Below are 14839 nucleotides of genomic sequence, written 5' to 3'. Positions count from 1 at the left end.
CACCCGAACAGCGGGCAACCATTTCCCCGAAAACGGCCTTGTATTGCCGTCCCTCATATCTCCCGCGCGACTTCCCAGGAATCTCCGGGCGGACGATACGACAAAGGGCCTACATCACCGGAAAACCGGGTAGCAGGCCCTGTCCTGTGTTTCTGGCCGGCGCGCCAATGCCCCCGGCAACCCCATCAATCGCACAGGGGCACTGGCACGCTTCCCTCCACACATCATTCTCAACGATCCGGTGCACCGCATATCAGTCACGGGCAAATAACAATTGCGGGCACTTGCGGCCGGACTCACGGACACCCCGGCTTCGCACCGCGACGGCAGCAAAAACCGGGCCGCCCAGAAGAAGGAGGACTGGGCGGCCCGGGTCTTACTCAGCGCCTCAGCGGTTGCCGGCGCCGTTGGCGGAGAGAATCGCGATGTCGTCGAGGATGTGCGACAGCGGCTCATCGCCCTTGGCCTGGGTCGAGTTCTCGACACACTGCTGGTTCTGCGGCGACGACAGGACGTTGATGTCCTGGAGGCCCGCCAAGCCGTTGATCTTGGGCAGGGCGATGCACGGCTTGTTGAGGGAGCCCTGGATCAAGCCGATCTGCGGGCTCATGTAGCCGTACGTGGTGGAGTTGCCGTAAATCTGGCGGGAACCGTTGCCGTTGACGGTGGAGGTGCCGTGGTCGTTACCGGTGGCCATCGCCTGCGGGGCGGCAGCGGCGGCAATACCGACAATGGACACAGCCGCAGCTGCGGTCGCCAGTGTCTTCTTGATCATTGCTAGTCCTTCGTGTTTCGGGTAGCCCTTGGGATGGGCACGCTGCCCAACTCGAAAGAATTGAGTTGGGTTGTGTTGATTCACTCAGATGAGCTTGTCCCCTGGTCAGTCGCACCGAAAAGGGGAACCGCCCGGGGGATACGGGCGGGATTCTTTTGCCGGGCCGCCGTGCGCCGTACTGCGATTTCCGCCGGGCCCGCGAAGCATTCGGCGACCGCCACAGCGCGGAACGATTAACTGCGAAGAGCACGCCGTACAGCTGCTGCCCGCCGCCCGGTCGGCGAGCCCATGGGCCGGGAATTACTTACCGAGCGGCAGGCCGCCGAGCAGCGGAGCGCTCTTGGTCGCTCCGGTGACATTCCCGAGAAGCTTCTTGGTGCTGGTCGACTTGACCTTGTCCTTCGTGGCCTTGACCATCTTGATCAGCGGTGCGATCTGGTGGCCGTCCAGCTGCTTGCTGTGCAGCGCGTCCGTCAGACCGCCGTTGAGGCTCATGGTCGGAGCGCCGGGCTGGGCGGCGAAAGCGGGCACGGCCGCACTCAGCGCCATGACGGAACCAGCAGCAACTGCGGCAGACTTCGCGTACTTCACTTTCAACTGTCCCTTCTCGGGCGGTGCTTGAAGGTCCTGCGACACCAGCGCCGCGTGAGCACTCACTTCGCTGCTCGGATCACCGCATTCACCCTGACTAACGAGTGCCGTCACACGGGGAAACTCTGAAGTTTCGCCTTCTTGAAGCGCCGCCCAAAGGAACCGGCTTTTGTGACGGAAATCCGGGGCCGAACACCGACCGGCCCCGGTGCGGGGGCGTCCGCGCACCGGGGCCGGATCAAATGACGCGGCTCGAATTTTCTTCGAGTCAGTGGTTCAGGCAGGTGTTGCCGAATGCCGGGTTCAGCAGAGCGACGAAGTTGATGCTGTTGCCGCACAGGTTGATCGGGATGTGGATCGGCACCTGGATGGCGTTGCCGGAGAGCACACCAGGGGAGTTCTTGGCGCCACCTGCGACACCCGCGTCGGCGAACGCCGGCGCCGCCGAGCCCACCGCCATGAGCGTTCCGGCAGTGATCGCTGCGACCTTTGCGTACTTCACTTTCAGCCCTTCCTTGCAGCGGGTCCGTAGCGAACACGACCGTCGTGTCGCTCGGGCGTTGAGCTGCTCGCCCGTAACGCCGCTGACGATATTGGTAACGATTGCTCCTCGTGGACGAAACTCTTCCCGGGAAGTTTTCGGAGGAATCGCCCAAATGATGCAAGACCGTTTCAGGAGATTGCCACCGCGCATACGACGCGGAAAAAACACCGGAGTTCGAACGTACGAGGTACCCGCTGAATACGAATTCCCTCCGCACGGGCCACAAATGTCTTGGGCCCCACGGTTCGCAGGAGGGTGGTGTCGCGGCCCGGACCGCTCAACTGGAGAGCCTGCGGCCGGGCCTGCGACCGATGGCCGGTTCAGCGGTTGCCGACACCGTTGGCGGCGAGCACCGCGATGTCGTCCAGGATGTGCGACAGCGCCTCGTCGCCCTTGGCCTGACTCGAGTTCTCGACGCACTGCTGGTTCTGCGGCGACGACAGGATGTTGATGTCCTGGGCGAGGACCGCCGCAAGGTTGACCTTGGGCAGGGCCAGGCACAGCTTGTTCAACGAGCCCTGGATGAGCTCCAGCTGCGGGCTCATGCTGCCGCGGGTGGTGGAGTTACCGAACACCGACGTGGCGCCATTGCCGTTGACCGTGGAGGTGCCCTTGTCGTTGCCGGTAGCCATCGCCTGGGGCGCGGCTGCCGCCGAGATTCCGACGACGGACGCGGCTACAGCCGTCGTGGCCAGGACCTTCTTGATCACGATTTACCCTTCTCGAAGCGGAGTGCCCGTATCCGGAGCTCCCTGGTCAACTCCCTTCCGGGGGTGCGGTTTCGCCGTTTCACCCGAATGCCACGAAACCATAGATACATATCACTGCGGATGGGCAACAGTGCGGCCCACAACGGGTTTTGCACGGCAAAGGCCGGTACGAATTCTTCGTACCGGCCTTTGCCGTGGAGCCCGCCGGCTGAAAGCGGCCGGGCCTCAAGAGCTATACGTTCATCAGACGTTGAGGCAGGTGTTGCCGAACGCCGGGTTCAGCAGGGCAATGATGTTGACGGTGTTGCCGCAGACGTTGACCGGCACATCGACCGGAACCTGGATGAGATTGCCGGAGATCACACCGGGGGAGTTCTGGGCAACTCCCGCCGCGCCGGCGCCGCCGTGCGCACTGGCCACACCGGCTCCGCCCACAACGGCGACACCCGCGGCGGCGGTCAGGACGGCGGCCTTGGAAACAAACTTCACGGTGAACCTCTTCACTGGGCAGCAAGCAGAAATCTGTACGCGCCGCTTAGAGCGACAAGCTGCTCAACTCATCAACCGTGCCACAAGTAGCGGTTCAATCGGGTGAATGCGCGGGTGGCGAGTCCGGAGGCCGGAGGCATTGGCGGGAGGGATTTATCCCGCGGCACGTGTCAGTCCAACTTGCCTTCCTGTAAAGCAGATTGTCTGTGGCGTCGTGGGCGATGGCTTCGTCAAGGGCGGGCAGGTGCGGGTCAGCATTGTCGCCGAACTCGTGGGCGCCGTAAGGAAAAAGAGGTCGCGCAGCAGTTGCCTCTCTTTGCGTGGAGGGGTGGCGGCGTATCCGGCGCTGCTCGGGGCGGGAGCGTACGGCGTGGTGCCTGGCGGGGCGTCGCGGGTCGGGCGCGGGCGGGCCGGGGGCGCCGTTCCGGACGTGGATGCGTCGGGCACGGCCGGGCTCCGCGGGCGCCCGCTTCCTGTCGTCCGTGCTGGTCAGGGCGATTGTCAGAGGCTGGTGCGAGACTCAAAGGCATGAGATGGGCGGTGGTGGAGACGGGTGACGGGGGTGCTCGTCTCTGCCCGCTCGACGGGAACGGACGGGCAGCTGGGCCGGTACTGCGGGAGCCGTCGCTCGCGGCGGCGGTGCGCTCACGGCCCGAGGTCGAGCGGTGGGTGTGGCGGTCCACCTCGGAGATCTACCGGCGGCTGCTGGCGGCGGGGGTGCGGGTCGAGCGCTGCTATGACGTGGAGGCCGCGGAGTCGCTGCTGATCGGCCATGAGGAGGGCCAGTCGGGCCAGCCGCGTTCGCTGGCCGCCGCCTGGGCGCGGCTGCACGGCCTGCCGGTGCCCGTGGACGCGCCGGTCCGTACGGCCGAGACCCAGCCGTCGCTGTTCGATCCGGGGCCGGTGCCGCTGCCGCCCGGCACGGACGAGCTGACCGCGCTGCTGGAGGTCTACGCGGGGCAGGTGGCGCGTGCGGAGAAGGCCGCGCACCCGGACCGGATGCGGCTGCTGCTGGCCTCGGAGTCGGCGGGCATGCTGGTCGCCACGGAGATGGGGCGGGCCGGGGTGCCCTGGCGGGCGGATGTGCACCGCGAGCTGCTCGACAGGCTGCTGGGCGAGCGCTATCCGGGCGGTCTGGAGCCGCGCCGGATGGCGGAGCTGGCCGATGAGGTCTCGCGGGCGTTCGGGGCGGGTGCGCGGGTGCGCCCGGATCTGCCCAACGAGATCATCAAGGCATTTGCCGGCGCCGGGATTTCCCTCACGTCGACCCGCAAATGGGAGCTCCAGCAGATCGATCACCCTGCGGTGGCGCCGCTGCTGGAGTACAAGAAGCTCTACCGTCTGCACACCGCCCATGGGTGGGCCTGGCTCCAGCAGTGGGTGCACGACGGCCGGTTCCGTCCCGAGTATCTGCCCGGTGGCGCGGTCTCCGGCCGCTGGACCGCCAACGGGGGCGGCGCGCTCCAGATCCCCAAGGTGATCCGGCAGGCCGTGCGCGCCGATCCGGGGTGGCGGCTGGTGGTGGCCGACGCCGACCAGATGGAGCCGCGGGTACTGGCGGCCGTCTCGCGTGACCGGGGGCTGATGGAGGTGGCCGGCAGCGGCGGGGATCTGTACGCGGATCTGGCGGCCCGGGCGTTCGGCGGGGACCGCGACCGGGCCAAGATCGGGCTGCTGGGCGCCATTACGGGCAGACGTCCGGCGATGCCCTCAAGCACATGGCCGATCTGCGCCGCCGCTATCCGGCCGCGGTGGCGTATGTGGACGAGGCGGCGCGCGCGGGCGAGGAGGGCCGGCTGGTGCGCACCTGGATGGGCCGTACCTGCCCGCCTGCGTCCGTGGTCCCGCCCGACGAGGCGGGTCTGCCCCAGGAGGAGCCCACGGGGTACGGCGGCAGTGCGGCGGCCGCCCGGGCCCGTGGCCGGTTCACCCGCAACTTCGTCGTACAGGGCAGCGCCGCCGACTGGGCGTTGCTGATGCTGGCCGCGCTGCGGCACTCGCTGTGGGCGGGCGGACTCCGCGCCGAGCTGGTCTTCTTCCAGCACGACGAGGTGATCGTGCACTGCCCCGTGGAAGAGGCGGCGACGGTCTCCGGGGCGATCGCGGCGGCGGCCGATACGGCGGGGCGGATCGCGTTCGGGGAGACTCCGGTCCGCTTCCCGTTCACCACGGCGGTGGTGGAGTGCTATGCGGAGGCGAAGTGAGGCGGGGCGGGGGTGTGCGCGGCGCGCTGGGGGAAGCACCGGGCGGGCCGGGGGCGGTGCGTGCGGAGTGAAGATCGCGAGCAGACGGCCGTTGTCCGTCCGTCCATTCGTCACGAACGAGGAGTGCCCGTATGAGCGTCCAGCCCGAGATGCCGCCCCGGAGCGCGAAGCAGCACGGAACCGCGCAGCACCGGACCGCGGTGCGGGTGCATCCCGAACTGCGGCCGGCCTTCGAGTCGTTGCCGCAGTTCTCCGATCCGTACGAGGACATCGAGGCAACGCGGGAGGGGTTCCACGCGATGCTGGCCGCCGTTCCGGCCGACCGGACGGGCGTGGACAGCGAGCGGTTCGAGATCCCGCGGGCGGACGGCAGTGCGCTGACGGTCGAGGTCTACCGTCCGGAGGGCGGGGCAGGCAGTGACGGGGGTGAGGATGCCGCGCCGGGACAGGACGCGCGGACGGCCGACGACGGTGCCGGGCGCGCCTTGCCCGCCGTACTGCACTTTCACGGTGGCGGGTACGCCCTCGGCCGGTCGCTGCCGGGGCAGGACCGCGCGGCGATCGCGCTCTGCCGGGAGCTGCCCGCCGTCGTCATCACCGTCGAATACCGCCTCGCCCCGGAGCACCGCTATCCGGCCGGGGTGGAGGACTGCTATCGCGCCCTGGAATGGGCGGCGGAGCGAGCCGGCGGGCTGGGCATCGATCCCGCGCGGATCGCCCTCACCGGCAAGTCCGCAGGCGGCGGGCTCAGTGCCGCGGTCGCCCTGATGGCCCGGGACCGCGGCGGCCCGGCGATCGTCCACCAGTCGCTGTGCGTCCCGGATCTGGACGACCGGGTCGGGGCGGACGAGGCGGCGGATACCGAGGGGGCAGATGCCGAGGAAGCGGATGCCGGGCGGGCAGACGGCGCGGGGGCAGTCGGCGAGGGGGCGGATGGCGACGGGGCGTTGGGCGCGCGGGTGACCACCGGGCGGAGCGTCCGGAGATCGTGGGCGCACTATCTGCCGGAGGGGACGGCCGCGGCGGATGCGTATGCCGCGGCGGCCCGCGCCACCGATCTGTCGGGGCTGCCGCCGGCCTATGTGCTGGTCTGTGACCTCGATCCGATGCGTGATGCGGGGCTGGCGTATGCCCGGCGGCTGATGGACGCCGGGGTTCCGGTCACCGTCCGCAATGTGCCCGGCGCCTGGCACGGCTTCGAGCTGTTCGCGCCGGAGACACGGGTGGCGAAGGAGATGATGGCGCACTGGACGGGGCAGTTGAGGGCGGCGCTGTATCCGGTGGTGGGCTGACTCCTGATCCGGTGGTGGACTGACTCCTCATCCGGTGGTCGGCTGACTCCTCATCTGCTGGTGGGCTGAACGGCCCTCTCCGGTGGTGGGTTGAACCGGGCGCCGGGGCCCGTCCCGCGCGGAGCGCCGCGGCTCAGCCTGCGGTGCCCGGTGCCTCGGGGCTCGGTGCCTCGGTGCCCGGCGCCTCGGGGCTCGGGCGCTCGACAGTGGAGATCAGGCCACGGGTGAGCCGCGTCATTGTCGAGACCAGCGGCTCGCGTGGCTGCTCGGGGCGCTCCAGCCACCACAGGGCGAGCCCGTAGAGCGCGCTGCGGATCGCTTCGCCGAGGGGCTCCAGTTCGGCTTCGGGGAGGCCGGGCACGAACTCGCGGAGCAGTGCCATGTCCGTCTCGCGCTGCCGGCGCTGGAGCTCACGGTGGAAGGCCGCCACCTCGGCGTCCCCCGTGGTGTCGCGGAACATCATCCGCCAGGTGTACGGGTGGCTCTCCACATACCCGAACCAGGCGTCGTACATCGCCGTCATCCGCGTGTCCAGATCGCCCGCGCCATGCAGGAGTTCGTGGACCGGGGCGGCGGCCAGCTCGTCGCGGTGCCGCTCCAGCAGGGCGAGGTGCAGCTCCTGCTTGGAGTCGAAGTGGCGGTAGAGCATCGGCTTGCTCAGGCCCGCCTCGGCGGCGATCTCCCCGATGGTGGTGCCCGCGAAGCCGCGCTCGGCGAACAGCCGGGCCGCGGTGTCCTCGATACGGGTCCGGGCCTCGGCGCGCGCGGCGCGGTTCCGGTCGATCTCGCTCATGGGGTCCCCTCCCTGCGATCTGGCTCATTTTCGATGGCGCATTCGACTCGCCATGGCCGTTGCGATGAAGGATACTGGGTCGTGTACCACTTGGTATACGCAGCAGTAAGTTAGCGATGCGGGGGCTCGCCATGATCGTTTCCGTACACTTCGCCGACGTCGGCGTCCGCGCCGTGCGCAGCGTGCTCCGTGAGCGTCCACGGCCGGGCGAGATCCCCGGCCTCCGTTATGCCGAAACGACGCTCACCGGCGCCATCGCGGCCGGTCCGCCCAAGGTGCGCCCCGGCCGCGCCGCGCTGCTCGCCGCGTGGGACGACGATGCCGCGCTCGACCGCTTTCTCACCGAGGCCCCGCTGGCACGGCGACTGGCCGGAGGCTGGCATGTGCGGCTGCGGCCGCTGCGGTTCTCCGGTTCCTGGGGCCCGATGCCGGTCGAGATCGAGCCCGGCATCGCGCGCGACGAGGAGGACGGGCCGGTCGCCGTGCTCACCCTCGGACAGCTGCGGCTGCGCCGCGTACTTCCGTTCCTCCGCGCCAATTCCCGGGCCGCCGGCCGGGCCGCCGACGACCCCGCCATGACCGCTTCGGTCGCCCTGGCCCGACCGCCCCGCTTCGTCGGCACGTTCTCCCTCTGGCAGAGCGCATCGGCGATGCAGCGCTATGCCTACGGCTCCGCGCAGCCTGAGCACAAGAACGTGATCACGGCCCACCAGACGAAGCCGTTCCACCATGAGGCCGGGTTCCTGCGCTGCCGCCCCTACGGCGCCCAGGGCACGCTGGACGACCAGGCGCCGGTGTCGGCGGCCGCCATGGGCCCGCGCATACCCTGACCCGCGCCCATGGGTCGGACGGGGTCTACGGGGGTGGGCCCGTGGGCCTGTGGGCGCGGTGCGGGGGGGCAGTGCCCGGGTGGGCCGGGCGCGCCGCGCCCATGGGCTGGACGGGTCCTACGGGGGTGGGTCCGTGTGCTTGTGGGCGCGGGGCGCGGGGTGGCGGGCGTGTCCGGTCTGGCTCGGCGGGCAGTGGCGATCTCGGCCGTCCCACGCCATGCCGTGCCGGGTCGTCCGTACCGGGCCGAGCCGTCCGTGTCAGGCCGGGTCTCGGTGTCGGGCCAGCCCACCATGTCGTCGCCCACGCCAATCCGCGGGGCAGACCCTAAACTCGCCGGAAACTACCGACGGCGGTCGGCGGTCGGCGAGACGATCTTCCCGTCGGAAGCCGCGAGGGGCCGTGCCCGTGCGGGGCTCGCCCTCTCGGAGCAGGGCTTTCCCAGGAGGAGCGGAACGCGCTTCAATCCCTGGACGGGATAGAAGAGTTGGCGGCGGAGGGAGTCGGCCGGATGAGTGCCGGGACCGGGACGAGCGCTGGATCAGAGCGGCCTGCCGAGCATGGCGCGGGATCGGAAGCAGGCGCGGGAGCGGAAGCAGGCGCGGACGCGGAAGCAGGCGCGGACGCGGACGTAGGCGCGCGTACGGACGCGGAGGCACATATGGACACAAGCAGGCCCACGAACGCGGGCACGGGCCCGGAGTCAGGCACGGGTTCGGACGCGGAAACGGGCACGGCCGCCGGAACAGGCAGGGCCGGGAGCGGAACCGCGGGTTCGGAGGACGGCGTGGACGGGGATGCGGGCGCGGCTGCCGACGCAGGCAGGGGCGTAGGCGCAGGCACGGCCGCCGGCGCAGGCACACACGTGGACGCGAGCACGGACGCCGACGCAGGCGCGGGCGCCCACACAAGCACGTACGCCGACGCAAGCCCCGCTGTAGGCGCCGGTCGGCTGGAGCGGGTCAATCCTCCGCATCTTGCGCCGCCGACCGGGTTCAGTCATGGGGTGCGGGCGGCGTCGGGAACGATGGTTTTTCTGGCTGGGCAGACCGCTTTGGATGGAGCCGGGCGGATCGTTGGCGAAGGGATTGTGGAGCAGTTCGAGCGGGCGCTGGGGAATCTGCTGGAGGTCGCGGCGGCGTCCGGGGCCGGGCCAGGTGATCTTGCCAAGCTCACTGTCTTTGCCGTCGATGTCGCGGACTACCGGCTGCATGCCCGGGAGATCGGCCGGGTGTGGAAGCGGCTGGTCGGCGGCGAGTATCCGGCGATGGCCGTGATCGGTGCGACCCGGCTGTGGGACGAGGCCGCGCTGGTCGAGATCGAAGGTATCGCCGTCGTCCGCTGAGGATGGATCCCGCTATCGCGGTAGCTCCGAGCCGGGCCGGGCGGCTCCAGCCCCGGCCAGGCCGGACGGCCCCGGGCCGGACGGCCCCGGGCCGGACGGCCCCGGGCCGGACGGCCCCGGGCCGGACGGCCCCGGGCCGGACGGTCCCGCTCCCTGCACACACCAGGGGCGCCCGCCCCGCCGGAAGACCGGCGGAACAGGCGCCCCTGGTGCTGTTCGTGGACGTACGCCCCGTCCTGACGTGGTGACGCGTCAGCCCGTGTGGTGTGGGCCGTGGCCGTTCAGTTGCGGCTGCGGGCCATTCCGACCGGGTCCTTTTTGAAGGCCCAGGTCATCTTGGGTTCCATTGCCCAGCGGAAGGCCCGTTGGACGGGCGGTGTGCACAGGGCCGTGACCACTGTGCCCGCGATCAGGGTCAGCACGATCGCACCCCACGGCGTGTGCATCCAGGGGTTGTCGTACCAGTCCCAGAAGCGCGACCCCTTGGCGAGGAAGCCGTGCAGCAGATAGCCGTAGAGGGTGCCCGCGCCCAGCGCCGTGCACCACATCGTGCGGCCCGGGATCCAGGCGAAGAAGCAGGCCACCAGCACGAGTGAGCAGCCGAACATCGCCAGCGTCATCACCGCACCGCTCCACCACGGGGCGGCGAGTTCCTGTGCGGCGTCGCGGTGGTAGAACCACGCGGCGTTCATCCGCGGGGCCGCCCAGTACGCGAAGACCAGTGCGGCCGCGAAGACCGGTACGGCCAGGATGCGCGCCTTCTTGCGGCGTACGAGCTTGAAGTGTTCCGGCCGCAGCGACAGCCCGATCACGAAGAACGGCAGGAACTGGAGCACCCGTTGGAGGTCCATGTCGTCGCCGATGTCCGGGGACACCGATGCGAGGACGGCGATGGTCAGTGCCAGCGGGACCGGCCAGCGCACGATCTTCCACAGCGGGGTGGTCAGCCGCCAGACGAACAGCGCCAGCAGGAACCAGGTCAGGTACCAGGGGTCCGTCAGGCTTATCGGGTAACCCGGATCGTCGTCCGCCCACTTCTTGAAGAGCGTGTAGGCGACTTCGAAGAGGATGTACGGCACGGCGACGCCGGTAATCAGCCGCTGTAGCCGGTCCTTGCGCATATCGAAACTGCGCGAGAAATAGCCGGAGATGATGATGAACGCCGGCATGTGGAAGGCATAGACGGTGATGTAGAGCGCCGCCGCGGAGCGGCTGCCGTCGCGCAGCGGCTCCCAGGAGTGCCCCATCGCCACCAGCACGATGGCCAGATACTTCGCGTTGTCGAAGAAGGCGTCGCGCGGCTTCGCCTTGGCATCGGCCGTCGCGCCGGTCTTCGCATCAGGCTTCGCGTCGGTCGTCGCCCGGCCCTTGCCCCGGCCCCTGGCATGGGCTCTGGGCTTGGCGTGCGCGCTGCCGCCCGCGGCCGGCCGGCCGGCCGTCGCCGTACCGGAGGTGGTCCGGGCCGGTGCCATCGTCGCCGTGGCCGTGGCTCCGCCGGTCTCCGACGGCGCCGGTGTGCCCGTCCGGTTCAGCGTGTCATGCGACATCTGCCGCGGCGGGGGAAGCGGCACCCGCCGTTCACCGTACGCGGGGAATTCGTTGTTCAAGGAGCCTCCCGAAAGGAGCCCAGGGGAGGAACTGGAGCCTGGCCCGCGCCGGGCCGCAAATCGGAACCCAAAAGCCAAATCCTGCGTCTTAGTTCTTTTACGGGGAGTGTGGCGGCGTCGAACATCTCAGGCACCTTAGCCCCGCGGTGGGAATCACGTAAATCCCCGCCGGTCACGGCCACACACGGCGCATCCGCCCTCCACAGCTCCTTCACGCACCGCGGGCGGCAGGGCAGGCCGCAGCACGGCCCGGCACCCACGGAGATCTGGACAATGCCGCCTCAATCTCCGGCCGTTGCCCGCTATTCAATAACACCTTCGACCCCTCTGGCCCGCACGGACCGGGCGGTCGTGTTCTTCGCCACGTCCCACGCATAGACCTCCAACGTCCGTCCGTGCGGCCCGCGGAGCCGGTGCACGGCCGCCAGCCAGCGTGAACTGAGCGCGGAAAAACGGGGGTTGATCTGGTCGGCGAACCGCGCATAGCCCGCCAGTTTCCGCACATCGGGCGCGCCGAGAATACCCGTACGCACCTGCGGCGCCAGCTCATGGACGGTTTTTACGCACATCACACAGAAGCTCTGGATCACCAGGCGGCTCCGGACATGGGCGTGATCCAGCCACCCCCGTGCCCGTAGTTCACGGAGGACCTGGGCCTCGATTCCGGGATACTTCTCGGGGGCCTTGATCTCCAGCAAAAGACGCTGCCCGTTATGGTCCAAACGGCGCAAGTAGTCGGCGAGCGTGGGCACCCGCTCCCCCTTGAAGCGCTTGCCGAACCAGCTGCCGGCGTCCAGCCGCGCGATCTCGGCGGCGGTGAAATCCCCCACCCGCCACGGTGCCCGCCCGGGAAACAGCCGGGCGGCGTCCGTCGTCCGCCGCAGCGTGGTGTCGTGCAGCACCACCAGTCGGCCGTCTTTGCTCCGCTGTACATCGTTCTCGACCCAGATGAAGCCGCGGCGGTGGGCGGCGTCGACGGCGGCGAGGGTGTTCTCGGGGGCGTAACGGGAAGCGCCGCGGTGGGCGATGACCCGGGTCGCGGCAGTGCCGGGGCCGGCCCGGGTCCCGCTGCTCGCGGACAACTCGGCGAACTCGTCCGGCGCGAACACCATCGCGGAGGACGACACCGCGGCCGTCAGCAGGTAGGCGGCGCCGGCGGCGGGGATCCGCAGTGATCTCCGAAGCATGCGGCTGCCTCCTGGTCCGCTCACCCGACGGCGCCGGCCGCGTCAGGCATGCCCCCGCAAGGCCCTTCCTCCCGTCAGGAATGCCGCTGTCACCTCAACATGCCCGCATCCCGCGCCGGCCGCCACGCGAGCGACCGCCGGGCCGGGCCCTCGCCCCCGCCCCGGCAGCCGACTTTTCGCAGGTGAGAAGGGGTGGGCGCGGAGTGGAGCGGGTGGGTGGCGGCTCCCCGGGCGGCCCTCCATCCGTGCGGTCGACGGCTTCCGGCGCCGACTCTGGGCGGTGATACCGGTCGGCCCCGAACGGGCGGGCGGCGACTGCTCGGGCGGCCCCCATACGGGCGGGCAGCCACTCCTGGGTGGTCCCCTCCCCGCGGGCGGCGATCCCCACCGGGCCGAGCCCCCCGCCCCGCGCCCCCGTACGGCAGAATTCCTGCCCGTGACGATTCGCTTATTGATCGCCGACGACCAGGAGATGGTCCGCCGGGGGATACGCCGCATCGTGGAGAGCCAGCCCGATATGGAAGTGGTCGGGGAAGCGGCGAACGGGCTGGACGCCGTGGCCATGGGGCGCGCGCTGAAGCCGGATGTGGCGCTGGTGGACATCCGGATGCCGCGGATGGACGGCCTGGAGGTGACCCGCCGGCTGGCCGACCCCGCGCTGGCCGACCCGGTCCGGATCGTCGTCGTGACCACCTTCGACCTCGATGAATACGTCTATCCCGCGCTGCGCTTCGGCGCCTCGGGGTTCCTGCTCAAGCGCTCGGGGCCGACGCTGCTGATCGAGGCGGTGCGGGCGGCGATGGCCGGCGACAGTCTGATCAGCCCGTCGATCACCGTGCGGCTGCTGGAACATGTCACCGGCCCCGCGGCCGGCCGCCGCCCCCGCCGTCGCGATGCGGTGCTGACCCAGCGGGAGGTGGAGATCGCCGGCAAGGTCGCCGAGGGCAAGACCAATGCCGATATCGCCCGGGAGTTGTTCATCTCCGCGGGCACCGTGAAGACCCATGTGGCGAGCATCCAGCGCAAGCTTCAGGTCCGGAACCGGGTCGGAGTGGCGGTGCGGGCCTGGGAGTTGGGCTACGCGACGGGGCGGACTCCGGGGTGAGGGGCGGGCAGGGGCAGCAAACGGCCGGGGCCGGGGAGACCTCGGACGCTGTGGGTGGCGTCGTCGCTATGACGGGCGACGTACCGGCGCGGCGCGGACGGCGCAGGGGGTGGTGCGGTGCAGCCGCGGCGGTGATGCTGCTGCCCGCCCTCGTCTCGCCGCCCGGCGCCTACCTCCCGGCGGTCGTGGCGGCGCTGGCGCTGGGCGTGGCGATATCGGTGTGGCCGGTGGGGCGGGTCTCGCTCGCGCGGGCGGCGGCCGGGCTCGCGGTGCTCTCCCTCGCCGCGGACACCGTCGCCTTCGGGAAGGCCGGTCTGGCCCTCCTCTGGCTTCCGTTCGAGGCGGTCGCGCTGCTCGTTCTCCTGGAGCGGGTGGTACGCCAGGTGCCGGGTCCCCGGGTGGGCCTCGTCGGCGGGCTGACCGGCGCCGCCGCGGTACTGCTGCCGCTGCGGTTCACTCTGCACGCGCCCCAGACCGGGCTCAAGGAGTCGGTCTTCCTGGCCGCGCTGGCCTTCGTCCCGGCCGCCGGGGCGGCGGGCGTCGGACTCTATCTGCGGTCGCTGGACCGGCGGCGGGCCGATGCCGTGGCGCTGGCCCGGCGTGAGCAGCGGCTCGAAGTCGCCCGCGATCTGCATGACTTCGTGGCCCATGAGGTGACCGGGATCGTGCTGGAGGCGCAGGCGGCCCAGCTGGGTGAGGACGGCGGACCCGTGGAGCACCGTGCGCTGCTGCACCGCATCGAGCAGGCCGGGCTGCGGGCGCTGGACTCCATGGACCGGACGGTGGCGACGCTCCGCGCGGCGGACGGCCGCACGGCGGAGCCACCGCCCACCCGGCTGCACGGGCTGGCCGATCTGCCCGAACTCCTGGACCGCTTCGGCGCGATGGCGGCGGCCGAGGTGACGCTGTTCCTGGAGGACGAGGTCGCCGGCGCGCTCTCACGGGAGGGCGGGGACACCGCGTACCGGGTGGTGCTGGAGGCGCTGACCAACGTACGGCGGCATGCGCCGCGGGCCGGGCGGGTCGAGGTGCGCGCCGCCCGGAGCGCCGACGGGGCGGTGGAGGTCTCGGTCACGGACGGCGCGCCCACCGGCCCCCTCCCCCGCGCTCCGCGGGAGCCGGGCGAACGCCCGGGCGGCGGTACCGGACTCGCGGGCCTGGCCGAGCGGGCCGCCGCCGTCGGGGGCGTTCTGGAGGCGGGTCCGTACGGGAAGGGGTGGCGGGTCAGGTGCCGGCTGCCGGTGCCCGTCGTGCGCTGACCTGAAATCGCCGTCTGTGCGGCCGCGTTGACGGCCGGGGTGCCGAGGGCCGCACCGTGAACGGGACGGAAACGCGACCGGACCGCCGGGTGCCGCCGCGGCCAACGTCC

The 14839-nt window shown here is 70.6% G+C and carries 13 protein-coding genes and 1 pseudogene; 6 read left to right on the top strand and 8 right to left on the bottom strand.

The window, feature by feature from the left end:
- Nucleotides 1–388: 388 nt before the first annotated feature.
- The 5 genes from CP981_RS21900 to CP981_RS21880 all read right to left on the bottom strand — a co-directional run bounded on the left by CP981_RS21900 (nucleotide 389) and on the right by CP981_RS21880 (nucleotide 3109).
- Entirely contained in the window at nucleotides 389–775 is a 387-nt protein-coding gene (locus CP981_RS21900) for a rodlin (protein ID WP_085923307.1), read from the bottom strand.
- A gap of 300 nt (nucleotides 776–1075) precedes the next feature.
- Nucleotides 1076–1432, bottom strand: a complete 357-nt coding sequence (locus CP981_RS21895) for a hypothetical protein (protein ID WP_244329743.1) — start codon at nucleotides 1430–1432, stop codon at nucleotides 1076–1078.
- Nucleotides 1433–1634: 202 nt separating this feature from the next.
- Nucleotides 1635–1868, bottom strand: a complete 234-nt coding sequence (locus tag CP981_RS21890; RefSeq protein ID WP_085923305.1) for a chaplin — start codon at nucleotides 1866–1868, stop codon at nucleotides 1635–1637.
- Nucleotides 1869–2230: 362 nt separating this feature from the next.
- Nucleotides 2231–2620, bottom strand: a complete 390-nt coding sequence (locus CP981_RS21885; RefSeq protein ID WP_085923304.1) for a rodlin — start codon at nucleotides 2618–2620, stop codon at nucleotides 2231–2233.
- A 243-nt stretch (nucleotides 2621–2863) separates the two neighbouring features.
- Nucleotides 2864–3109: a chaplin gene (locus CP981_RS21880; RefSeq protein WP_085923303.1), complete on the bottom strand. Its 246-nt coding sequence runs from the start codon at nucleotides 3107–3109 to the stop codon at nucleotides 2864–2866.
- 528 nt (nucleotides 3110–3637) lie between these two features.
- On the opposite strand from CP981_RS21880, the pseudogene CP981_RS21875 reads away from it, so the two are divergent.
- Together CP981_RS21875 and CP981_RS21870 are read left to right on the top strand one after the other, a co-directional pair.
- Nucleotides 3638–5313 (top strand): annotated as a pseudogene (locus tag CP981_RS21875) (bifunctional 3'-5' exonuclease/DNA polymerase).
- 131 nt (nucleotides 5314–5444) lie between these two features.
- Nucleotides 5445–6605: an alpha/beta hydrolase gene (locus tag CP981_RS21870; RefSeq protein WP_244329742.1), complete on the top strand. Its 1161-nt coding sequence runs from the start codon at nucleotides 5445–5447 to the stop codon at nucleotides 6603–6605.
- Nucleotides 6606–6738: 133 nt separating this feature from the next.
- On the opposite strand, the gene CP981_RS21865 is transcribed toward CP981_RS21870, so the two are convergent.
- On the bottom strand, nucleotides 6739–7398 hold the full coding sequence (locus CP981_RS21865; protein WP_085923302.1) for a TetR/AcrR family transcriptional regulator: 660 nt from the start codon (nucleotides 7396–7398) through the stop codon (nucleotides 6739–6741).
- Nucleotides 7399–7529: 131 nt separating this feature from the next.
- Here CP981_RS21865 and CP981_RS21860 point away from each other — a divergent pair, with 131 nt between their 5' ends.
- Together CP981_RS21860 and CP981_RS21855 are read left to right on the top strand one after the other, a co-directional pair.
- Nucleotides 7530–8228: a spheroidene monooxygenase gene (locus CP981_RS21860; protein WP_167536125.1), complete on the top strand. Its 699-nt coding sequence runs from the start codon at nucleotides 7530–7532 to the stop codon at nucleotides 8226–8228.
- Nucleotides 8229–9178: 950 nt separating this feature from the next.
- Nucleotides 9179–9571 (top strand): RidA family protein, encoded by a 393-nt coding sequence (locus tag CP981_RS21855; RefSeq protein WP_085923367.1) that lies wholly within the window; start codon nucleotides 9179–9181, stop codon nucleotides 9569–9571.
- Nucleotides 9572–9852: 281 nt separating this feature from the next.
- Here CP981_RS21855 and CP981_RS21845 read toward each other — a convergent pair whose 3' ends face one another.
- Both CP981_RS21845 and CP981_RS21840 read right to left on the bottom strand, forming a co-directional pair.
- Nucleotides 9853–11043 carry an acyltransferase family protein gene (locus tag CP981_RS21845; protein WP_425282217.1) on the bottom strand — a complete coding sequence of 397 codons (1191 nt, stop codon included), beginning with the start codon at nucleotides 11041–11043 and terminating at the stop codon, nucleotides 9853–9855.
- Nucleotides 11044–11480: 437 nt separating this feature from the next.
- The gene (locus CP981_RS21840; RefSeq protein ID WP_085923299.1) at nucleotides 11481–12365 is read right to left on the bottom strand and encodes a glycerophosphodiester phosphodiesterase; all 885 of its coding nucleotides are present in this window, start codon (nucleotides 12363–12365) and stop codon (nucleotides 11481–11483) included.
- Between the two features lie 436 nt (nucleotides 12366–12801).
- On the opposite strand from CP981_RS21840, the gene CP981_RS21835 reads away from it, so the two are divergent.
- Together CP981_RS21835 and CP981_RS21830 are read left to right on the top strand one after the other, a co-directional pair.
- Nucleotides 12802–13470, top strand: a complete 669-nt coding sequence (locus CP981_RS21835; protein ID WP_085923298.1) for a response regulator — start codon at nucleotides 12802–12804, stop codon at nucleotides 13468–13470.
- A 68-nt stretch (nucleotides 13471–13538) separates the two neighbouring features.
- A complete protein-coding gene (locus CP981_RS21830) occupies nucleotides 13539–14729 on the top strand; it encodes a sensor histidine kinase (protein WP_244329740.1) in 1191 nt (396 codons plus the stop codon).
- Nucleotides 14730–14839 lie beyond the last annotated feature (110 nt).

The sequence above is a fragment of the Streptomyces platensis genome, assembly GCF_008704855.1.
In the GTDB taxonomy this organism is placed as follows: Bacteria; Actinomycetota; Actinomycetes; order Streptomycetales; family Streptomycetaceae; genus Streptomyces; species Streptomyces platensis.
The sequence above is the reverse complement of the archived record's forward strand: the minus strand, read 5'-3'. Positions and strand labels throughout refer to the sequence as shown.